Consider the following 23,004-nt stretch of genomic DNA (forward strand, 5'->3'; position numbering starts at 1 on the left):
AATTAACCTTGATTAAAGCTTTTAGAACCTTAGATATCTAAAATCAGTGTGTCTGGGAATAATGATATACCTAATCTTATGTTCTAAATTGAAGTATCTAAGTAGATCTTGTTTTTTAGGGACCCGTTTACGGTTTGTTTTGTTCCTCAGCTTTCATTTGGCGCTTCAAGTCATCCATTTTTCTATTGTGATTGATGACTTTTGAATCTTCATATGTTTGCAAGTATTCTTCAGAAGGTGCCTTGTGAGGAGGATTCAATTCTTTATCGAGTTTTTGTCGCTCAATAGATCGAGCCGTTTTCTCAGCACGTTTTTCTTTTTCCTGTTGATACTTTGTGTGCGAAGAGTGATGACCACCACAACTGGAGATGACGATAAAAACTATAAAAGTACTAATGAGGGAAAGATCGATGAGTTTCATAATAGACTCCTTTTTACTTTTGCTAACAATATGCTAAAGAATATTTGTTTCCTAGAATAAAATAAAGTTTATAGCTGTATTTAACTAATTATAAACCTTGAGATTTCAGCTACTTTCTATGGGAGATATAAGTGGATTTTATCTATGAAAGGAAATATCGAGAAGTTTTTATATACGTATCGGTTTAAAAGTTTCTTTTTTCTTCTACTTTATAAAAATCAAAGTCAGATTATAAGTAAATATGAATGAGAATACACGATTAACTCTGCTAGAAAAAGTCCGCAATCAACACGATGAAAAATCGTGGGGTGATTTCGTTGACACATATCGCCCCTTTATTTATTCTGTATGTAGAAAAATGAATGTAGCTCACTATGAAGCAGAAGAGCTAACTCAGGATATTTTATTGAAACTATGGGGAAAGCTACCTGAATTTCAATATGAAAAAAATGGTCGTTTTAGAGCTTGGTTATGCACTGTAACAGGCAATCAAGTTAAGAACTTTTTTCGTAGTCATCAGCGCCGCAATGAGCGTGATAAAAAATATTTTGACGAAAGTATTACAGATCCTGAAATAGAAAGTATCACAGAAGAGAGCTGGAAGAAGTATGCAGTATTGCGAGCGTTAGAGAATATACGTCCTTTATTTTCCGAAAAAGTTTTCGATATCTTTAACTTACTTCAGCAGGGAAAAACTCGACCACAAGTGGCTGAATTAATGGATGTAAGCCCCAATCAAGTATCAGTCTACAAAGAGCGCGTTTTACGACGCTTGACTTCAGAAATCAGACGCTTAGATCAGGAATGGGGTTGAGTACTCTTTTAGTCGATTACCTTTAATGTGAAACCTAATTCCTTTTGTAAGTCGATGAGGCTTTGTTTTTGTGCTGTTTTTGAATCAATAGTTAGAGTTTTTAAATACTTCAATTCATTTAAGAAATCAAATTTAGAGATTTTACAGTGAGCAATATTTAAAGTCTCTAAAGGCATATTATACAAAACATAAAAATGAGTTCTTACAGGTGAATAAGAAAGATCTAAACTCGTGAGTTTCATTTCTCTAGTGGGTTCCCATCTTCTCATTAGCTTATTGTGGGATAAGTCTAAGTGATGTTTTTCGTCAATTATTTCAAATTTTATATCTACTGAATCAATGGAGTTGTTGAGCATAATCATTTTTTGAATAATGGGTATTTGTCCTTCATAATCTTTTATTTGTAAAACCTGTTCGCGAAAAAAACAATGCACTTGATGAAGGTCGATAGTAAATAAAGAATTAATTATTTTTATAGTTTCCACAGTGTCTAATTTATTTTGGTCCGAGTTCTTTATATCGACAAAATGTTGAGCTATTTCTAAAAGTTTATTATCTTTGTAGACTTCTCCTTTTTGTAGATATGTAATAGCTTTATTAAATTCTTGCCGGTAAAAATAAATCCGTCCATATGATGTGTAAATAGATTTTAATTGTTTTTTATTGAGTTTATTATGAGGAATCGAATCAAGTAGTTCTAGTGCGAGTGTACTCGTATGGGAACTAATGAGTTGGTTAGCTTGTCGAATAAAGTAATCAGCCCCCATAGAAGCAATTTTCATACGGCTAGACTTTTCAATATCGTAAAGCTCTAGTGCATTCTCGGCTCTATCTCGTTCTGATGCAGTTTGTTTTTCTTTATTTTTAAGTGAATATACATAGAAAATAGAGAGTACGGAAATGAGTATTAGACAGAGTAAAGAAGTAAAACTCAGTGCTTTATGTCTGATTAAAAAGAGTGTTATTTGTTTATTAATCGAAGCTGCTTCAGCTTTGGGTGCAAAGCCAGATAAATAAGCGCGAACATCATTGATTAATTCCGCACAATTATGATAGCGATGTTGATGATTGTGAGCCATCGCTTTAAGGCATATAGCCTCTAGTCCTAAAGGGGTCTGGTGATTGATTTCACGGGGTGCAGGAGCATCCTGAGTAGGGTTTTTTTGAGTGAGTATTTTATAGAGCAGGGCGCCTAAGGAATAAATATCTTGACTAATACTGATCTCATCGCCAGCATGCTGTTCAGGTGACATGAAACCTGATGTTCCCTTACTAATGGGAGAAGTAAATTGTCCCAATTCTTGCTCGAGTAAGGAATTACTTAGTATTTGTGCTGAGCCCCAGTCTGAAACAAAAACTTCACCAAAGTCACCTAAAAGAATATTGTCATCTTTGAGGTCCCTGTGTATAGCACCCTTTGAATGAGCGTAGTCCATCGCCTCGCAAATCTTAAGAAAAATTTCGATCAAAGTAAAAAGGTTATTCGCGGAGTCCGCAAGTAAATGACTAAGTTTTTTATGGGTGCAGAGCTTCATTGTGAAAAATGGAGTGCCATCTTGGCGATAGCCCAAATTATAGACTTGAATAATATTAGGGTGCTGAAGCGAAGCATTTAGCCGTGCTTCTTCGAGAAAACTGCGCACTTGTTCTTTTGTCAAGTTTTCATTTGGCAGAGCGAGGGCAATAGAGCGCCCGCTACTTAAATCTAGTGCTTTGCGAATTGTTTTACTTGAGCCACAGCCGATATCTTCCATCTCGGTATAGCGATCTTCTGAGCTTTCATGACCGAGAGCAACATCAAATAAATCCGATGAGGTAGATTCTAGTTGTTTATAAAATTCTTCTGGGTTCATTTTGACTTTATTGGTTTCGGTGAAGAATAGAAGGAGGCTGAATCTGCTGATCTTTGAAGGCTTTCATTATTCGTAAATTGAGATCGGTTTCAAATGCAGCTTCATATTGAGTATCCAAAACGTAAGCTTTGACGCGAACTCGGTAAGCCATATAACTCTCTATAATTACTTGTTTAACCAAGACGACTATAGGTTTTGGCAAGCATACATAATGACTACTAGAGGTCGCTTCATTAGCAATATTACATGCCGTTTCAATATCCTGATCTAGACCAATGTAAAAGTCGATAGTCATTTGCATGGATAGCTCACCATAGTTCCCGCAGACGGTGACATCACTAAGGAATTTATTATTTGGAATCGTCACGGTATCATCAGTTAAAGTTTGCATACGTACAGAACGTAAACCGATGGCGGTTATATCACCATACTGACCATCGAAAGTTATACGGTCACCGACCTGGAAGGGGCGATCAACCATGATCATTAAGCCCGCGATAAATGACGCTATTAAATCTTTTATAGCAAAGCCAAATGAAACCGCTAAAGTACCTCCAATAATGCTTAATAACTGCTCATTAATTCTGAAGCTTAGTAAAAACACAGTAATGGCGACGCCAACGTAAATAAAGAACTGTGCAATTGTTTCGATTTTATGAAAGAGCATTCGTTTTTGAGGTATTTGGAGACTGAAGCGTTCAACTAATCGATGCATTAAGCGAAGAATCATAATCGTCAAAATAATTAGCGTTAAAGAAAAAATAACTCCACTGATTCTCACAAAGCGGGTAACTTTACTTAAGCTCAATTCACTGGCTTCATCAGCGCTGGCGGCTATCGTTTTCTTGATTATTTCTGAAGATTCATTTAATGCTTTTATTGGTTGAGAAGACTCAGAGTCAAGATCTGAATCTTTGATCTCCTTATTTTCAATACTTGAGGTTGTGGATGATGACTTTACTTGATCTTTTTTTAGTTCTGAAGAAGCTTCTTCAGCTTGAGAAAAACCATCCTTTTGAACGGGTACTTGAGCTTTAAGATCAGAAAGAGAAAAAAAGAGAAAAATAGTGCTGAGAAATAAAATATATCGCATAATGATTATTTAGATAAAAGGTGTTGACGTTGAAGGATGGTGATAATGGGTCTGAACCAACGAATTGAAATGTGATAAAATTCATTGTGTTCTTCGATAAAACCATGAAACAGTAAAAGGTGAATACAGTCATCGACGAGAGATTTTTTTTCTGCAGATGAGAGCCTTAGATCTTCTTTATTAGTAGAGCCCATTTGAACAATACTGCGTAACACAAAGTAAGTTAAGGCTGGCATGGATTCTAGCTCAGCCAAAGAAGGCGGATTAAATAAGCGAACTTCTATTTTGTCGGAGTTTTTTTGCTTGTATAGTGATAAGTTAAAACAATAAAGCGCAACACTAGGGTTACCCTCAGAGTAATCATTAAGTATACGATAGTAACTGAGGTCCTTTTTTCTACGGCCGTCAATCTGTGGACCATCAAGATGACGTGGAATAACTAAGCCTTGAAAAGAGATGCTATGACCTTGCTCCTTAATCCTGGATGAAATCATTGTTTTTAATTGATGTATTTCCCACTTAGGAAGCTTTGTAACTGATTCAAAAAGTATTTTTTTAGCTCGGACTCTTTTTAAAAACTGCCAGGCTTCACTGTCAATAGAGACAATCCACCTAATAGATTCTTGTTCTTTTCTAATTAATTTGATAAAATCATCGATGACTTCTATGCCGCCAATCTGAGCTTTTTGCACTAAATGGATGTCATCAATGAAAATCACTGCTTTTTGGATCTTATTTTCTTTAGATTCTTTGATGAAGCTCTTCATGTTATCAATAAAATCATTGTTATTGGATCTGGTGCATGAGTAGAATTTTGATTGATAACCTTCGTTCAATTTTTTTTGTAAACGTTGCAGAAAAATAGTTTTTCCTAAGCCGCGTTCACCGCAAATTAGGTTCAAGCCCGTAGGGATTTCCTTTTCGCTAAATTGTTTCAGTTCATCTAAAGCATATTCTTCAATAATAGAAGAATGATTTGTGGAGCTATACATTTGATGGTCGATGAGGGTTAGCCCTTTTTCCTCTTCCATAACAGTCGTTTTTAAAGAAAGAAAAGAAGCCATCATTGGACGAAATATACTGATACTGGAAACGAGAATCAATAGCCACTGGAAGGATCCCTTGATAAAGAAGTAAATAACCCCGATTGCTACTGTTAGCTCAGTATTTATTTTTCCTTGGCTTCTTGCTTTGAGTTTTTTAATAAAAAAGGTTTCATCCTGAATATCATCAAGCATTTTAAGAATACTGAGTTTCCATGCACGTAAAACAAAATAGAAGGCGGCTACTAAGAGGCTTACCAAAAACCAATAAAGCCATGATTGAATCACCCAACAACCAGTCAATGAATTCTCCGCAAGTCTTTTGATAATCAGCGTAAAGGCTATATAAAAAGCAAATATACGTAAAGTTTTCTCTCTTAATTCGGGATGATCTTCTTGATTAAAAACATAGTTCCTTCTATATGCCATCGCGTGACAGACTTGCACTGCTAAACGTGTGAATACATAGACGTAAAATATATTGATGTACATTTTTATGTCAGGGTAGGTGAAGACCGTATATATCGGAGATGATATGACATATACCATTAGGATTCGTTTAATCGCTGGACTCAATCTATTTGAGTACCATAATAAAGCAGATGGATGTTTTTGTTCTTTATTTCCAATCCATTTCAACCATGATTTTAATAGATAAATTAAAAAAAGTGATTTTAAAATGGCTCCAATGAGAGGCAATGGAGAAGTTGTTAAGTCTGTAATAGATTTTTTGAAACGCTTTTTTAAAGTGAGGTAATAAAACTTTAGTTCGAGAGCCAGTTCATTTAATTCACTACGTAATTTTAGAATTGAATAAGCATTAAAATTGTTTAGTGAATGGATATTGATTTTCTTAGTTTCCTGGAAGCAGTAATCACGTGAGGATTGAGCTTGATTGAGTGCAACCACTAAACTATGAAAGACCTCTTGGTATTTTATAGCTGTCTCATCAAAGTTCTGATTGAGCTCTTTAGCTTGTTTGCGCTCATCTTGATAGGATGAATGGACTTGTTTTGATAGTTTTAAGATTTGTACAATGGCATCTTCAATTTTAGGTAGAGTTTGTTCCGCCACTTCTAAGGAGGCATTATTGAGTAATTGTAGTTTTTTAAGTGCTGAAATCTGAGCTTCTAGCTCAAAAGTTAAAACCTTTAATTGTTTAGATTGAGAATGAAAAATCTCCAGCTTCGTTATTTTTGGTGTAGGTTCTTTTTTTTCTATAGATGTATCAATTTCATTCTCGTCTGAAGTGACTTCATCAGGATTTACATTCTCCACTATATTATTAGTGGGCGCATCCGATGAGGGATTGAGCTCTTGGCTTAAAGGTGAGAATGTTATAAAAAAAAGAATAAAACTAAACAGTACTTTCACGTCAGCTCCTATCAGGCTGTTTAAAATATATATAATAAATTAGTGTTAGATTTAAAGACTCACTTAAGTGAAACTCGATTGTTACGTTAATTTCTCGTGAATAATCTGCACGCAGGGTTCTGATCTTCAGGGAAATAAGGGTAGGCAATCTTTTTTAGCTGATCTTCAATATACTGACTGTCATGGTGTTGGATGCCTAGGAAGACACGACCATGAGCGGAAGCGTGATTTCTATAATGAAAGAGTGATATATTGAATTCGGACCCTAAGTCGTTTAAAAATCTGAGTAGGGCACCCGGCTTTTCAGGGAACTGAACACGATAAAAGTGCTCGTCCTCAACTTTTACTTGCCCACCAAGCATGTGACGTAAGTGAAGCTTGGCAATCTCATTATGACTTAAGTCGATATAATCAATCTCCGATTTTTTGAAGTTATTGATGATACCCAAGCGACTTTCGTCACCATTCTTTAATTCTATACCGACAAATAGTTGTGCTTTTTTGGGATTGTTATAGCGATAATTAAACTCAGTGATACTTGAATCCTCCAAAAGCTGGCAGAAACGTCGAAAGCTACCCTTTTCTTCAGGTATAGAAATGGCAAATAAAGCTTCTTTCTCAGATCCTAATTCAGTTCGTTCGGAGATATGTCTAAGGCGACCAAAGCTAGTGTTAGCCCCACTTATTATAGTAACGATACGTTTGTTTTGTAAGTTATTTTCTTTGATGTATTTAACGACTCCTGCAAGGGCCGTAGCGCCTGCTGGTTCCGCAACAACACGAGTTTCTTCAAAAATGGTTTTGATTGACGAGCAAATTTCATCTGTACTTACGGTGATAGCTTCATCGATATTGTCTTTCATTAGTTCGAAAGTTTTGTTACCAATTTTACCAACGGCAATGCCATCGGCAAAAATCCCAACTTCGGATAATTGTACGGGTTCACCTTTTTGGAAAGCTGCTTGGAAACAAGCAGAGTCTTCGCATTCAACAGCAATGATTTTAGTATGTGGACTCAAGTATTTAGTGAAAGTGGCAATGCCTGCGGCAATACCACCACCACCTACGGGAATAAAAATGAAATCAGGTTCATCATTTAATTGCTTGAGGATTTCAACTCCAATAGTTCCTTGGCCGGCAATGACATCCCAATCATCATAGGGATGGATGAAGCTAAGGCCGCGTGATTTCTGGATTTCAAAAGCTTTGAGGCAGGCTTGGTCAAAATTATCTCCATAAAGTATAACTTCGGCTCCTTTCTCAATCACAGAATCGATTTTTATTTGTGGCGTCGTTGTCGGCATGACAATTGTTGCAGGAATATTTAAATGTTTTGCCGATTGGGCAACACCTTGTGCATGATTGCCCGCAGAGGCTGCGATAACTCCTCGCTGAAGCGTGCCTTTATCGAGTTTGCGCATTTTGTTATACGCCCCACGGATCTTAAATGAAAAAACTCCCTGGAGGTCTTCGCGTTTGAGATAAATATGATTGTTAGTTGACTTAGATATCTTAAAGGCTTTATTGAGAGGTGTTTCTACTGCGAGATCGTAGATTTTTGCAGAGAGGATATCTTTAATTATCGAGGAAGGTTTCATAGTTGATTTTGGGCTTAATATCTGCTTGCACAGTTCTTTCTTTGTTAGAGGGAATAATTTATGAATATTTATTATTAAAACTTCTTTATAAAGAATAGAAGTCATGTTACTGTCAGCGCAATCATTTAATAAAAATTTTATACATTTTGCAGGATATTTTAATATGTCAGAAAATAAGACAAATATTTTAGAAATTGAAAGTGCCGTTGTACGCTTCGTAGGCGATTCAGGCGATGGTATGCAGTTGACAGGTAATCAATTTACCGATACATCAGCAGTCTCTGGGAACGATGTTGTTACATTTCCAGATTTCCCTGCGGAGATTCGCGCTCCTGCTGGTACAGTTGGTGGCGTATCGGGTTTTCAAGTTAATTTCAGTTCAAACCCCGTTACATCTCACGGCGATGCTCCAGATGCTTTAGTAGCCATGAATCCAGCAGCATTAATCACTAATGTAAAAGATCTCAAGCACGGCGGACTTTTAGTAGTCAACTCAGATTCATTTGGCCCTATTGATTTACGTAAAGCTGGTATAGAGAGCAACCCCTTAGATAAAGACACCGTACTTCACGAAACTTATCAAGTTGTTGAAGTCGGAATGACAAAATTAGTGCAGACAGCTTTAGAGAATGTTGATCTCAAAGCTTCAGAGAAAAAACGTTGTAAAAACTTTTTTGCACTGGGCCTTATGTACTGGGTTTATGATCGTTCTTTAGATTTCTCTAGGAACTGGATCAAAAAGAAATTCGCTAAAAAACCAATTTTAATTGACGCCAATACAATTGCTCTCGAAGCTGGTTATGCTTATGGTGAAACGATTGAGCTTTTCAATAATCGTTACACGATCAAAAGCTCTGAAATGCCTTCAGGAACTTATCGTCAAATCACAGGGAATAGTGCTTTAGCTTATGGTTTAACTACGGCAACTTTTACGAGTGGTTTAAAACTTGTTTATGGTTCATACCCCATTACTCCAGCGTCAGATATTTTACATGAGCTAGCAAAACTCAAGCATTATGATGTTCGTACGGTTCAAGCAGAGGATGAAATTGCCTCAATTGGTGTCGCTTTAGGGGCTTCTTATGCCGGCGCTTTAGGTGTAACTGCTACTTCAGGCCCTGGCTTATGTTTAAAAACTGAATTCCTTGGCCTCGCAGCAATGGTTGAGTTACCATTAGTAGTGGTTAATGTTCAACGTGGTGGTCCATCAACGGGCTTACCTACGAAAACTGAACAATCTGACCTTCTCTTAGCGATGTACGGTCATAATGGTGAGATTTCTATTCCCGTCATTGCAACAAAATCTCCTGTAGATTGTTTTCATGTTGCACGTGAAGCGGTACGAATTGCAGTTGAATACATGACTCCAGTTATTGTTCTTTCGGATGGCTTTGTTGCCAATAGTTCTGACCTTTGGAAAGTTCCAGATATAAAAACTCTTGATAAAGTTGACGTAGAGTTCTACGATGGTGATGCAGAAGGCTATGAAGTATTTGCTCGTGATGAAAAGGGTGCTCGTAAATGGGTTATTCCTGGAACAGCAGATTTACAGCACACTCTCACAGGTCTAGAACACAATACTTTAGGTGATATTTCTTATGATGGTCAAAACCATCAGAAAATGACTTTAGAACGTGCAGAGAAAATTCGCAATATAGCGAAATCCTTACCGTCACTAGAAGTGATGGGACCCGATTCAGGTGATGTCCTCGTTATTGGCTGGGGTGGTACTTTTGGTAGTATTTGTGCCGCAGTTAATGAATTGCGTAAAACGCATAAAACTCTTGCTTATACTCATCTTACGCATTTAAATCCTCTTCATAATGATTTAAAAGCTCTTATGTCGCGCTTCAAGACAGTTGTTGTTGTCGAAATTAACCTTGGTCAACTTCATAAAATTATTCGCTCAGAATTTGCGATTGACGCAGAATTGATTTGTAAGATAGAAGGTAAACCCTTCCTCGTTTCTGAACTTGTTAACAGTATTAGTGAGTACCTTTAATTATGTCTGAGAAAAAATACACTAAAAAAGATTTCACATCTGATAAGCTTGTTAAGTGGTGTCCAGGTTGTGGCGACTATGCCATTCTAGCGGCTGTGCAAAAAACGATGGCCGATCTTGGTCGTCCAAAGGAAGAGCAGGTTGTTATTTCAGGTATTGGTTGCTCAAGCCGTTTTCCAATTTATATGGATACCCATGGTTTTCATACTATTCACGGTCGTGCACCTGCAGTTGCAACGGGTGTGAAAGTTGCAAATCCGGACTTAGATATTTGGTTAGTTACTGGTGATGGTGATGGTTTATCAATCGGTGGTAATCACCTTTTACATGCTATTCGTCGTAATGTGAATATGGTTGTTCTATTATTTAATAATAAGGTTTACGGCTTAACTAAAGGACAATACTCTCCAACTTCTGAAGTAGATACAGTTACTAAATCGACTCCTTATGGTTCAATAGATCAGCCTCTCAATCCATTAGCTTTTGCTTTGAGTGCAGGTGCAACTTTTGTCGCACGTACTTATGATACTAATCCTAAGCATATGCAGCACGTCTTTTCCGAAGCTCGTAAACATCGTGGCCTCTCTTTTGTCGAGATATATCAAAACTGCGTGATTTTCAATGATGGTGCACATGATAATGTACTTGAAAGAACAATTCGTAGTGAACGTCTTGTAGAATTAATGGATGGCGAAAAACTTATCTTTGGTAAAGAAAAAGATAAATGCTTAGTTTTTGATGGTTTAGAACTTGCTGTTCGTCAAGTAGCTGACGTCAATGAAGATGATATCATAACACATGATATTGCTAAGACTAATGCAACTTACGCCAAAATCCTCGCTGATATCCAATCAGAAGCAATACCAGCTCCTATCGGTATTTTACGTCAGGTTGAAAGACCTGTGTATAACGATGCAGTTATCCAGCAAAGTGAAGATGTAAAAGAAAAGCATGGTGTAGGTGATCTACAGAAACTCCTCGATGGCAGTGCCTCATGGGAAGTGAAGAGTGACGCTCATCCAATAGAAGAACTGTTTACGAGCTTCGCTCCGTAAGCTTTTTTACATCATTCAAAAAAGGCCTCCATGTGAGGCCTTTTTTTTGTCTTCAATAAAATTTCAAAGCAGGTGATCCGCTTTCGTTAATAAATAGCGCAAGCCTTCAGGACTCGTGACTTCATGACCTTTATTTTCATAAAAAAAGACCTCTAGAAGAGGCCTTTTTAAATTTTATACTAATGACTTGATATGATTTTCATTACATCAAATTAAGGAAGTCGGGTATGCGCCCTATATAATATAAGTAAGAAACAAAGACCATTATACAAAAGAAAACGTAAACAGGGAAAGCCATCCCGCCACTTTGGCGTCTTATGGATTTATTCGCTGCTTGAGTATGCTGAACAGTAGCTTTATTGGCTTTGATAGCATTAGGGTTCTTTTTCTTCTTAGGTTTCTGTGGAGCATCATTATCCAAAGCTTTATCAAGCCTAGATATTAACTGCTCCCAGCTTTCGTATCTGTCACTAGGATTCTTAGCAGTCATTTTTGAGATGATATTTTGGATCTTAGCGGAGAATTTCTGATTAGGTGCGAGCTCACTTAAAGAAGGAATTGGAGCAGATACTTGCATCTGTAAGACTTCTTGTGGTGTCCCTTGGAAAACTCTCTTTCCAGTTAAAGCATAAATCATTGTTAAACCAAGAGAATACATATCCGTGTGAAAGTCGACTTCTTTCATTGTAGCTTGCTCAGGGCTCATGAAATCGGGTGTGCCATTTATGTAACCAGAATCATCGATACCACCTTGCATAGCTAAGCCAAAATCCATAACGAGGTAGCGTCCTTTAGTGTTGTAGCGTATATTTTCAGGTTTGATATCCCTATGGATCATATTGTGGTCGTTCCAGGCATAGGATAGTGCCTGAGCAATTTCTTTTGCTAATTGAAAACTTTTCTTTTCATTGAGCTTTTTTTCTTTATCGACTATGTCAGAAAGATCTGAGCCTTCTACATATTGCATCGTAATGAAAAAAATGTTATTTTTACAACCAGCATTATACGTGGTGACAATATTCGGGTGTTGTAAAGCCGCTGAGTTTTGTACTTCTTTGATAAATAAATCAACAGTACCTTCGGCATGTAGTTGATCAGGGCTAATAGTTTTTAAAGCTACCTGGCGGTTCATCAGTAGGTGTTCTGCCAAATAAACAAAACCCATAGAACCTTTACCTATAAATTCTTTAATTATATGATCATCTATGATGTTGCCAACTTCCAAAGACTCTTGAAGTGGAATCGGGAATTCACTAGAGCAACTAGGACAATTTACAGTATGACCACATTCTGCGCTGTCTGCGGCAAACATTTCTGAACATGAAGGGCATGATACTTTTATGAGCATATCAGTTTCCAAATAAGTATTTTAAATTCTTTTAAATTCTAGCATAGATTAGTAAAAAAACTATTAAATAAGAGCTCTATCAGCTCTGATTTGAGGTGGATTTTCATTTTTTCATTCTAAAGACTATGATGATTTTGGGATCATAGTTCACTTAGCTATATACTAATCAAATTATTGTTCATACTGTCTTGTACCCATTATCGCACTACCAATACGCAAAATACTTGTTCCAGAGGCAATGGCTTCTTCGTAGTCACCAGACATACCCATGCTGAGTTTTGCTTTATCACTAAAATATTTTTCATGCAGTACACTGAGCTCTTTTAATTCATTGAACACGCTTAGATTTTCGTCTTTACTCGCACTCAGAGGTCCCATCGTCATGAGACCTAATAAGTTAATATTCTCGAGTTGTGAACATTCAATTAAAAGTTTTTCTAAGGAAAGGGAACTAATACCGCTCTTTTGAATTTCTCCCGTGAGATTTACCTGAATGAAGATATTGATTGTTTTAGCTTCTTCTCCAGCAATACGACTAATGCGTTGGACGAGAGCACTATTATCGACGGAATGGATAGTCTGAGCTACTTGAATGGCTTGGCGAACTTTATTTGATTGTAGTGGACCAATTAAGTGCCAATGAATGTCACTGGGTAAATCCTGAGCTTTTTCAATCATTTCTTGAACGCGATTTTCTGCAAATTCTTTGACTCCGTGATTGTATAAAGCATAGACTTTATCGGCAGGGTGATTTTTACTTACAGTCAGTAGTTGGATATCATCTAAAGTACGCTGATGCTTCTTTGCGGAATCTGCGATTTCTAACTTTACCGCATCATATCTAGCTGGGACCTTTTGATTTTCGTGAAGACTTTCGAGGATATGTTTAACCATGAAACAAGAGTTATCTGCAACCAAAGGAAGCAGGGTGTTAAAATCGCACGCAGCATTGCCGTCAGCGCGATCGGAGATTGTTCTAAGTACAATGAAGGGGACTTTGTGTCTAGAGGCAACAAAGGCGAGGGCAGCACCTTCCATTTCAACCGCATCACCTGCTAACTCATCGGTGAAATAAGGTTTGACGTGGTCATGAGTAATAAATTGATCCCCAGTAAGGATTCGACCCTGATAGATTTTATGATTATCTGTTTTGAATGAGGTGGCCATCTTAGTTAAAAAATCACAGGCATGAAAAACTTTTTCACCCGTGTAGGGGATTTCTCCACGTTCAAAACCCAAAGCATTAAGTTCTAAATCATGCTGAATGAATTCTGTTCCAATGACTACATCACCAGTATCAAACTGTTTATTGAGTGCACCCGCAACCCCAGTGAAAATAAAGTAATCGGGCTTCCATGTATCACAGATATGCTGAACAAGCATGGTGGCTTGCACTTTTCCTATTCCAGAAAGACTTAAAAGGCAGTCAATATCTTCGAACTTACATTGCTGATATTGGAAAGGTCCATGCTGAAGTTCTTTGATGTCGCTCAGTAAAGTTTTAAGTTTTTCCAGTTCTTCTGGAAGTGCACCTATAATGGCCACACGAGTACGAGGTGAAGGCATAATTGAGTCCTGAAATAAAATTATAATTTTGCTATTATACTCTCATTTCTTGATAGGGAAAAAGTCTCTGGCTTATTCTTGATGATAAACTGAAAAGTGATTTTATTATTTATTTAAATAATGAGAGTCAAGAAGGTCAGCTTAATCTGTTTACTTGCGCTAAAAAAGCCACTTTTTATAAGAGAGCATTAGTCAATCTCACACCGTCTTATAAATTCATTCATCTTAATAATATTTACAGGAGTATAAAATGTCACATACTGAGAAAATTTGGTGGTTAGAAGAGAATGAACTTGGTGGAATGCCAAAGCCCCCCATAGAATCTATCCCCGACTTAAAAAAAGAAGGACTCGGTGCTGTAGCTTCTTTTTTAGAAGGCAAAGACAATTTGGAAGAGTATGAGCGAAACGGTTTAAAATGCTTTTGGAGTGCCATTGAAGACGATGAAGCGCCTTCGCTTAATCAAGTCAAAGACTTTGTTAAGTTTGTGGATGAAATGAAATCTGAAGGCTTAGCTTTAGCTGTGCATTGTAAAGGTGGGAACGGTAGAGCAGGGACAATGTTGGCCGCATATTACATCTCTAAAGGCCAAGGTGTTCAAGAGGTTTTAAGCTTTATGCGAAAGATCAATCCACGAGCAGTAGCTACAAAAACTCAAGAAGATTTTTTAAATTCATTGTAAGTCAAAGATTTCCGTAAATGCATTCATTTTTATACACTGATGATATCGCTGTTTTCTCTCCTCAAGAAAATATCAGTTCAGGATCATCTATTGCCGTAATTAAAGATATAAAGGCCAACAAATCACTGCCCTCTGATTTTGAAATGTGTCCTACTTTTTCTTTTTCCGAGCAAGCCTATATCACGATGTCAAAAGTTAATGAAGAAGGAACTTTTCCGCGACGTCAACGGACGGTCTTTCCTTGCTTAAAAAATTATGATTTTTATGGAGCTGGAGAGCAACTGGGCAAACTACGAAAGAATGGTGAAGTTTTAGCGGCCTATAATCGTGATAACTTTATGTATAAGCAAGGGCAGAACCTTTATCAAGCACACCCGTGGGTGCTTGCCGTTGGCCCCAAGGGTGAGAGTTACGGCTTTTTAGCAGACAGCCATAGTCGTGGGGAAATAGATCTACGTCAAGATAAAGTTTGTTTTGAATTCGAAGGTGAGGCTCATCGAGTTTTTGTATTAAGTGCGAATAGTCCCCAAGGGGTCCTGAAAATGCTAGCTGATTTGATTGGAAAAATCACCTTGCCACCTAAATGGGCTTTGGGATATCAACAATGCCGTTATTCCTATATGGATGATCAGGAAGCTAAATCTATTATTGATAATTTCCGTAAGCGTGACTTAGCCTGTGATGTAATTTGGTTTGATATTGATTACATGGATAAGTACAAGATCTTTACTTTTGATTCAAAAGCTTTTCCTGATCCTCAAGCAATGAATGATTATGCACACGCAAACAATTTTAAAACAGTGTGGATGCTTGATCCTGGAGTGAAAATCGAAAAGGATTATGCTATCTACGAAGAACTCCATAAAAAGGGATTTTATCTCCAAGTAGATGCCGAAACTAGGCATAAGTCTCAAGTATTTAAGGCCACTGTCACAGCTAGTTCAAATAATGATTATGTAAATTCACTGATCGATGGAGATCTTAGTCAATCTTGGCAGGCTTCAAAAGAAAATACTAAAGTTCAGATAATGATTGATTTAGCGGCCTTATGTGAAGTTTTAACAGTAGATCTATACTGGTCATTAGATTATCCCGAAAATTACAAAGTTTATACTTCAAGAGATTCAAAAAAATGGGACTTATTGGGCATAGAAAAAGCCCATGTCTCAGGTGGACTTCACAGCATTAAAGCGACGCGGCAAACTCAAGCACAATATTTAAAAATTCAATATCCCCAAGAGAATCAAGTTTATTGTTTAGATCAAATCATGTTCAATGGAGAGAGTTTTAAAGCTCTAAAAGATATTGCGGTAGATAATATGTTTGTAGGCAATGTCTGGCCTGGACCTTGCGCCTTTCCCGACTTTACGAATCAAGAGTGTAACGATTGGTGGTCAAAACTATTTCCTGAATTCATATCCTTTGGAATAGATGGGGTATGGAATGATATGAATGAACCTGCAGTATTTGGTGGGGGCCCTCAAATGACGGCGCCTGATCAAGTTAAACATTCTGGTGGCTTAGGAATTAATGATACGACCTTGAAAGCGGACTCACATAGTAATTATCATAATGCTTATGGAATGCTCATGGCTAAAGCTAGTCGTGAAGGCATGCTTATGGCCCAGAAAGATAAACGTCCCTTCGTACTCACTCGAGCTAATTATTTAGGTGGACATCGCTATGCGGCGACTTGGACAGGAGATAACTGTTCAACAAAAAAACACATGAAGCTAGCAACGCCAATGTGTTTAAACTTATCTCTGTCAGGGCAAGTTTTTGTAGGTCCTGACCTTGGTGGTTTTGCAGGAGATGCCAATGCTAGTTTATTTGCAGAATGGATGGCTATAGGTGTCTTTTATCCTTTCATGCGTGGACATTCATCTAAAGGAACTAATCGCAAGGAACCTTGGGCTTTTGGCGAGGCTATAGAGCAATCCTGTCGGATATCATTACAACGCCGCTATCGTTTATTACCTTATTTATACAGCTTATTTTGGAGAGCAGAGAGTAGTGGTATGGGAATTATGCAGCCCGCATTTTTTGCCGATCTCACAAATCGTTCGCTCAGAAAAGAGGAAAATAAATTTCTACTTGGAGATGATCTACTTATTGTTCCTAACTGGGATAAAACTAAACGTTTCCCCAAAGGTAAGTGGAAGCGAATCTCACTAGTAGAAGGCGATTTAGATGATCAGTACCAAGCCAGTGTTTATTTGCGAGAGGGAGCCATTTTAGCTCTTGGGGAAAGCGTGAATTATACTGAGGCACAAAATCCCTATAAGCTAGACTTAATTATAAACCCTGATGAAAATGGCGCTGCAAGCACGAGTATTTATGTAGACGAAGGAGATGGATGGGCTTATAAAGAAGGTGAATTTGAAGTTTTTAAACTCAATTATGAATCAGGGAAATTGAAAAAGTCATCTCCTAAACTTAATATTCTAGATGTCCAGGTTTTAGCTTAGTCATTTTAACTATAGATACTTAATTTTTTTGTGATGTTATTACAATTCCTTCGTGATGCGGCATAATAGCTATTCGTGATATTAGAATGAGTTCTAGAAGTCTTGGGGTGGTTTGAACCCTGTTTTCGTAAAATAACTACCTGAAGTTTATCTATAATGATTTCAACAGATAAAGAAATAGCTCTAATATAATTCATCATCAGTTCATAGTAGTCTCTTTGTTTTCGAGACATGTAGCGGTGATGTTTTTTATGTGCCATAACACTAGACTCTTTCAAGTCATCAATAGTCACTTTAAGTGCCTGGGCATCAATGAGAATTTCAGAATAATGTTGAGGTGAGTTTACTAGGCGGGTTAAATTAGCTTTAATCCCTTGAGTTTTCTTTTTAACCAAGTAATGAATTTTATTATAGTTTTGGAAAATTAATTTAGACCGTTCTTCTAGATTAATTAACTCTTCTGCTGATTGCGTATTTTGAGATTTAATTATTGATTTGATTAAGTGGTTTTTTAATGGTTTCATTCTAATAACTCCAAAGTTTTATAAACGATCAATGCTCATTTGTAGATAGATGATTTGAGTAGATTTTTTAAATCTGTAAAAATTCTATATAGAAATGTCCTTGTGTTTTTGGCTTATTGTCATTAAACATCTTTGTTTTAGCGCTCTTTCTAATTATTAATATTTCATTAATGTATGCGAATTTAAACTGAATAAAATACAAACTTAACCAAATATTAATAATTATGATGGTTTTATTTACGATTCCTAGATCATAACATGATGAAAAGAGTGATTATGGATTAATTAGAAGCCCTGTGATTGAGGAATAGGTTCTGTCTGAATCAATTCACAGTGACTTAATAGGTAAGCGTCAATTGAGCTGAATATTTGAATGCCTATTTCGAAAAAAAGTCTATTTCTTCCAGTTTTGTGGTAGGAGTTCCATTAAATTTTCTTTTGGGTGATCAATGATTCTCCTGAGCACATCCTCTAAGTATTCTTTTGGATTGATACCCAGCTTACGACAAGTCTGGATTAAGGAGATGATATTGGCAGCCGCTTGGCCGCCTTTTTCACTGCCGAAGAAAAGCCAGTTTTTTCTACCAATAGTAAGCGGACGAATAGCGCGTTCACTCACATTGTTATCTATGCGAGCATCCGGATAAGCAAGAAAAGCTTTAAATGCTTCTTGCCGTTTAAGTAGGTACTCCATTGCCGTTTTAAGTTTGCCTTTGGGCTCACATGCTTTGTAGTAATGATCTTGAATCGTCTTTAATAGAGCTTCAACAAAAGGCTTTGTTTTCCTATTGCGAAAGCTCTGTCGCTTTGCCGAAGTACCAAGCGCCCAAGCATCCTGTTCGAGTTCAAAGAGCTTATCCATCAAAATAAGCACTTGTTTACAGAATTCGTTTGGATTGGGTGTGTCAAAAAACTTACGCCTGGCATGAGCCCAGCAAGCCTGCCAATCGATACCATCAAGCTTATCCATTTTTTCATACGCAGCAAAAGCATCGGCATGAAAAACTCCTTGAAAGTCTTTCATTCGATCTAATGTATGGGAGTGTGAACGGTCTTTGGTGAATTCGAACCAAACGAGAGGAGGGTCTGGACCATCGCCGCCGACATAAACCCAAATCCGACCTTCTTGAAGCTTACCTTTACCTTTTGTTTGAAGCTTAACAGGGCTGTCATCTGTAAAAACTCTTGATGAGTTTAAAATTTGATCTCGTAATAAATCACCTAAAGGTTGGAGAGTTTTTCCTAACTGGAGAACCCAGTTGGAAAGCGTTTGTCGCGCAATAGTAAGTCCATCTCGTTTGAATTGCTCTTCGATACGATAAAGAGGTAAATGGTCGGCATATTTTGAAATGAGTATATGTGACAACAAGCTCACATCAGCACGACAGCCTGTTATCGGATGGCTGGGAACTAGAGCGGAGATAACTCCTGCCTTGGGCTTATTTGGAATATTGTATTTACGTACACGAGTCTCTATGACTTTGTAACGACCATGAACATAAACAAGTTTTTCTGATGTATCGAATCCCATGAGTTTCAGTTCTACACCAGTTATGGGATCAACTTTTTCATCTTCGGGCAAATCAATGATTTTAATTTCGCGTTCAGCATTCTCAGGGAAATTGAAATGCGTAAAGGGCTTGCGTTTCTTCTTCTTTTTTAGGGTATTTACTTTGGGTTCTTCATCTCTTTCTGGTGAATTTGAATCGCCCAGATCCTTAAGGTATTCAGTCCACTCAGGAAAAGTATCTGAGTTATCAAAGACTACAGTCTCTTTTTTACGACCATACAGCTGGGCTTTTAGATAGGTGTTTTCCTCTTCTAAAAACACAACTTTTTTGGTGAGGTCTGAGATAGTTTTAGTCATGAAATAATATAGCATAACCCCATGATTTTTCAGCTATAAAACCAGGCTATTTGATCTTAAAATAGGCCCCTTTACAGCAGTGGATCATTAGCAGAAATTCCCGAAAACTAAGCTCAGTTTTAGCTTCGGACATGTCGCTAAAAGTTCCGCGCTCCAACTGTTTATTGAAAATACAAAAACCACCTTCATCCCAGTAGAGACCTTTCAATAAATTACGCCGTCGATTTATGAAAAGGTAGACATCTCCTGCAAAGAGATTTTCCAGATTACTTAACGCGGTTAAGCCATTGAAGCCTTTGCGGAGGTTCACGGGTTCGGGATGTAGTTTTAACTTACGATCTTTAAAATATTCTAACATTGTATCTCCTGGGGTAAGCCCAGACTCTAATTCAACTACTCTCCCTCGGGATATGGTTCAAATTGCCCTTTACCTTAATAGCTATGTCTTTAGGAGCTAAAAACAAAGTATAAATATTTTAGCTAGTGTTTATTAAAAACTAAAACCAAAGCAGATCCACAGGACTTTAGTATATGGTCTGAGTTAATTCAGTGTGCAATAAAACTACTGAACTAGAAGTTTATCTAGCGATTCGAATTTGGGTTCTGCGATAGCTTTGATAGGGGTATTAGGTATATCATGTAAAATCTTTATTTTTGTCCGATAAGTTTTACTTTCATGAGCTTCTAGAATTCCTACTCTACCTAATTTTCTTTCGTGACTACGGTTTTGGTAGTAACTAGTTCCCAGTGTGATATAACTTTCTTTAAGAACTGATATATATGGCAGTGAGTCTTGTGAAAAACTTAGGTATTTGTCTCCGGTCTCAAGAAGGAGTAACTGATCGCTGTCATAGTTTAGTGCAGTTATAGCAGGTAGTGGCTTAGTGTTATCCCAATTTACATAGTCACTTTCTTTTGATGATAAGAGAGGAAATATACTTTTGTAATTAGGATAGATAGTGGTGGATGGAGGAGTTTTGATAAGGTAGGAGAATTGAACTTCTTGTACCTGATCACTTGGATTTTTAATGACTTCTTTGAGCTCAATAGTATGACTATCTAGATTAAAGCTAAAGGAACTCTCCAAATGAAGTTCTCCTTGAGTCGTTTTTTCCTTACTCAAGCTGATGATATGTAGAGAATTATTTCTCTTAAATCTATATGAGTAGGGCGCTTTTTTATATATGGCCCCATGTTCAAAAACTTGAAACTGATGATCTGTGCTTGCGGGGCCAGTAGAGCTAATTCCACAACGCTTAATTTCTATATTGGCAATCTTTATCTCTGGATAGAGTTGATAGAGCTCATTATCGACTTCGAGAGTGATTCTTTCACCATCTTTTATGATCTGCCATGAATGATCCTTGTAACTACCGTTCTCTTCCCAATAATTTTCTTCGAGTATAGCTTCAGATACAGGAGCACAAGAAGATAATATTATCAGGCAGGTGATCAAGCTAATTAATATTCTACTCATATTATATTAGCTTTGTAGTTCTTCTATTTCATCAATTTCTTTAGGGCAGCTCGCAGTTAGATTCTCGTATGAATTTTCGAGGACGTGAATATCATCCTCTATGCGAATTCCAATTCCCCGCCAATAGGGATCAACTGTTTGGTCATTCTTAGGTATATAAATACCAGGTTCAATAGTCACTACCATACCACTTTTAAGTTGTGAGACTTTTCCTGTATTACGGTATGAGAAGGAGGAGTCACTTACATCATGTACATCTAGGCCTAAATGATGGCTCACGCCATGAGGCACATATGTTCTAAAAAGTTTTTTCTCCATAGCTTCTTCAAATGAAGCTTTAATGATTCCCAAATCACAAAGTTCTTGGCAAGAAAGCTCTTGAGTCAGAGAATTTAATTCAAATAAAGAACTCTCGGTATTAATCTTGGCGAATACTTGTTTCTGAACCCGTAAAGTGGCTTGGTACAATTCTTTGGCTGCAGGGCTAAATTTTCCCTTGGCAGGGAATACTCGAGTGATATCAGCCGCATAGTTCAAATAAGAACTTCCGCCATCGACAAGGATACAATCCGAGTCTTTGTAAGGCTGATCATTTAAAATATAGTGTAGACATGTGGCATTGGCACCGGCGGCAACAATCGGCGGATAGGCCATGTCGGGCTGACCATTCATGGCACAAAAATAGCGAAACTCTGCGTCTAATTGACTTTCATTTGAGTATTTTGAAGCTGATTGCATAAGGTGCTTATGGGCCATTGAAGAAACTTGAGCCGATTTTCTCATACAATCTAAATCAAAGTCATTTTTTATAATCCGCAAATCGTGGATCTGAGTTCTCAGCCCTTCCTTACTCATGGATTCACTATAAGTTTCGAGTAGAATATTGAGTTCGTCCAATAAAGGACTAAGGAAATGTGGTAGGTGATATAAGACTTTCCGATTCCCAATTAAATGGGGAAGCTGTTTTGCTAAGTCCTTATGAGAATAGGCTTGGTCAGCTTCAAATAGATCTTTTGCCCCTTCTATACCATGGCGTGGACCATCCCAGAGTTCTTTCAGTGGGTCTTTAGGTGGGACGAAGAGGGTGAAGCTCTGATTAGCAGTATCCAAAACAAGTATTGAATCTGCTTCAGGGTAGGCGCACAAATAATTAAAATCCGAGTCCTGCCGAAATAAGTAATGGACATCTGAATTTTTTTGACGTAAAAAATTTCCTGGAATTATAAGGATTTCATCCTCATAATTTGCCAGGAGATTTTTTCTATTTTGAGCACAAGCTCTAAGTTGAGCTGAGCTAGGGATCATTACTTAATAAACTCTGCGTATTGTTCCGCAGTCATAAGTTTTTCTACAGAAGCTTGACTTACACCAGACAGTTTAAAGATCCATCCTTTAACTTCGGCATCTTCATTAATAATTTCTGGTTCGTCTTCCAAAATTTCATTAACTTCAATGATTGTTCCGGCTACAGGTGCATAGATATCTGAAGCTGCTTTCACAGATTCAACTACACTTACCGCTGCGCCTGCATCGACACTTTCATCTGTCTCAGGCAATTCAACAAAAGTTACATCGCCCAATTCGGCGGCTGCATGTACAGAAATACCAATAGTAGCGATGTCGCCTTCGAGATTGACCCATTCGTGATCTTTAGAAAAATATTTCATCTTTGTTCCATTTAGTTATTTATTAGTTTTCCTAAAGTAACTCAAAAGTTTTGACCTGCCATATGTATTAACTAAGACTACAATATTTTTTAGCTTTAATTCTCATTAAACTTGAAACTACTTAAAAACAAGGACTAGTTTAAGTAAGTAAA

Annotated in this window: 18 protein-coding genes; 5 read left to right on the top strand and 13 right to left on the bottom strand. The window is 37.3% G+C overall.

The genetic code is table 11. The annotated features are described in order from the left end of the window. Positions 1 to 127 precede the first annotated feature (127 nt). A complete protein-coding gene (locus PQO03_RS16750) occupies positions 128 to 421 on the bottom strand; it encodes a hypothetical protein (protein ID WP_274151891.1) in 294 nt (97 codons plus the stop codon). Positions 422 to 662: 241 nt separating this feature from the next. Between PQO03_RS16750 and PQO03_RS16755 the strand changes: the two genes are divergently transcribed. After that, on the top strand, positions 663 to 1,235 hold the full coding sequence (locus tag PQO03_RS16755; protein WP_274151893.1) for an RNA polymerase sigma factor: 573 nt from the start codon (positions 663 to 665) through the stop codon (positions 1,233 to 1,235). 8 nt (positions 1,236 to 1,243) lie between these two features. On the opposite strand, the gene PQO03_RS16760 is transcribed toward PQO03_RS16755, so the two are convergent. The 4 genes from PQO03_RS16760 to ilvA form a co-directional block, all read right to left on the bottom strand. After that, positions 1,244 to 3,088 carry a serine/threonine-protein kinase gene (locus PQO03_RS16760; protein WP_274151895.1) on the bottom strand — a complete coding sequence of 615 codons (1,845 nt, stop codon included), beginning with the start codon at positions 3,086 to 3,088 and terminating at the stop codon, positions 1,244 to 1,246. Positions 3,089 to 3,095: 7 nt separating this feature from the next. Further along, positions 3,096 to 4,181 (bottom strand): mechanosensitive ion channel family protein, encoded by a 1,086-nt coding sequence (locus PQO03_RS16765; protein ID WP_274151897.1) that lies wholly within the window; start codon positions 4,179 to 4,181, stop codon positions 3,096 to 3,098. A 5-nt stretch (positions 4,182 to 4,186) separates the two neighbouring features. After that, positions 4,187 to 5,773, bottom strand: a complete 1,587-nt coding sequence (locus PQO03_RS16770) for an AAA family ATPase (RefSeq protein ID WP_420792891.1) — start codon at positions 5,771 to 5,773, stop codon at positions 4,187 to 4,189. 911 nt (positions 5,774 to 6,684) lie between these two features. Further along, positions 6,685 to 8,196: a threonine ammonia-lyase, biosynthetic gene (ilvA, locus tag PQO03_RS16775; RefSeq protein ID WP_274151900.1), complete on the bottom strand. Its 1,512-nt coding sequence runs from the start codon at positions 8,194 to 8,196 to the stop codon at positions 6,685 to 6,687. A gap of 163 nt (positions 8,197 to 8,359) precedes the next feature. Here ilvA and PQO03_RS16780 point away from each other — a divergent pair, with 163 nt between their 5' ends. Continuing rightward, complete coding sequence (locus PQO03_RS16780) at positions 8,360 to 10,198, top strand: 2-oxoacid:acceptor oxidoreductase subunit alpha (RefSeq protein WP_274151902.1); 1,839 nt, start codon at positions 8,360 to 8,362, stop codon at positions 10,196 to 10,198. A 2-nt stretch (positions 10,199 to 10,200) separates the two neighbouring features. Next, entirely contained in the window at positions 10,201 to 11,253 is a 1,053-nt protein-coding gene (locus PQO03_RS16785; RefSeq protein ID WP_274151904.1) for a 2-oxoacid:ferredoxin oxidoreductase subunit beta, read from the top strand. 202 nt (positions 11,254 to 11,455) lie between these two features. On the opposite strand, the gene PQO03_RS16790 is transcribed toward PQO03_RS16785, so the two are convergent. Next, complete coding sequence (locus tag PQO03_RS16790) at positions 11,456 to 12,601, bottom strand: serine/threonine protein kinase (protein ID WP_274151906.1); 1,146 nt, start codon at positions 12,599 to 12,601, stop codon at positions 11,456 to 11,458. Positions 12,602 to 12,772: 171 nt separating this feature from the next. After that, positions 12,773 to 14,167, bottom strand: a complete 1,395-nt coding sequence (locus PQO03_RS16795; RefSeq protein ID WP_274151907.1) for a 5'-methylthioadenosine/adenosylhomocysteine nucleosidase — start codon at positions 14,165 to 14,167, stop codon at positions 12,773 to 12,775. A gap of 250 nt (positions 14,168 to 14,417) precedes the next feature. On the opposite strand from PQO03_RS16795, the gene PQO03_RS16800 reads away from it, so the two are divergent. Beyond that, positions 14,418 to 14,849, top strand: coding sequence for a protein-tyrosine phosphatase family protein (locus PQO03_RS16800; RefSeq protein WP_274151909.1), 432 nt, complete (start codon positions 14,418 to 14,420; stop codon positions 14,847 to 14,849). Positions 14,850 to 14,866: 17 nt separating this feature from the next. Further along, positions 14,867 to 17,317, top strand: coding sequence for a TIM-barrel domain-containing protein (locus PQO03_RS16805; protein WP_274151910.1), 2,451 nt, complete (start codon positions 14,867 to 14,869; stop codon positions 17,315 to 17,317). 5 nt (positions 17,318 to 17,322) lie between these two features. On the opposite strand, the gene PQO03_RS16810 is transcribed toward PQO03_RS16805, so the two are convergent. From PQO03_RS16810 to gcvH, 6 genes are all read right to left on the bottom strand, one after another. Then, positions 17,323 to 17,841, bottom strand: coding sequence for a hypothetical protein (locus PQO03_RS16810; protein ID WP_274151911.1), 519 nt, complete (start codon positions 17,839 to 17,841; stop codon positions 17,323 to 17,325). 394 nt (positions 17,842 to 18,235) lie between these two features. Next, positions 18,236 to 19,708, bottom strand: coding sequence for an IS66 family transposase (gene tnpC / locus PQO03_RS16815; RefSeq protein WP_274150713.1), 1,473 nt, complete (start codon positions 19,706 to 19,708; stop codon positions 18,236 to 18,238). 46 nt (positions 19,709 to 19,754) lie between these two features. Further along, positions 19,755 to 20,066, bottom strand: coding sequence for an IS66 family insertion sequence element accessory protein TnpB (gene tnpB, locus PQO03_RS16820; RefSeq protein WP_274150714.1), 312 nt, complete (start codon positions 20,064 to 20,066; stop codon positions 19,755 to 19,757). Between the two features lie 204 nt (positions 20,067 to 20,270). Beyond that, positions 20,271 to 21,185: an aldose epimerase family protein gene (locus PQO03_RS16825; RefSeq protein ID WP_274151912.1), complete on the bottom strand. Its 915-nt coding sequence runs from the start codon at positions 21,183 to 21,185 to the stop codon at positions 20,271 to 20,273. 6 nt (positions 21,186 to 21,191) lie between these two features. After that, positions 21,192 to 22,490, bottom strand: coding sequence for an aminopeptidase P family protein (locus PQO03_RS16830; RefSeq protein WP_274151913.1), 1,299 nt, complete (start codon positions 22,488 to 22,490; stop codon positions 21,192 to 21,194). Continuing rightward, positions 22,490 to 22,852, bottom strand: a complete 363-nt coding sequence (gene gcvH, locus PQO03_RS16835; RefSeq protein ID WP_274151915.1) for a glycine cleavage system protein GcvH — start codon at positions 22,850 to 22,852, stop codon at positions 22,490 to 22,492. The genes PQO03_RS16830 and gcvH overlap by 1 nt, the downstream gene beginning before the upstream one ends. Positions 22,853 to 23,004 lie beyond the last annotated feature (152 nt).

It is taken from the genome of Lentisphaera profundi (assembly GCF_028728065.1).
Taxonomy (GTDB): Bacteria; Verrucomicrobiota; Lentisphaeria; order Lentisphaerales; family Lentisphaeraceae; genus Lentisphaera; species Lentisphaera profundi.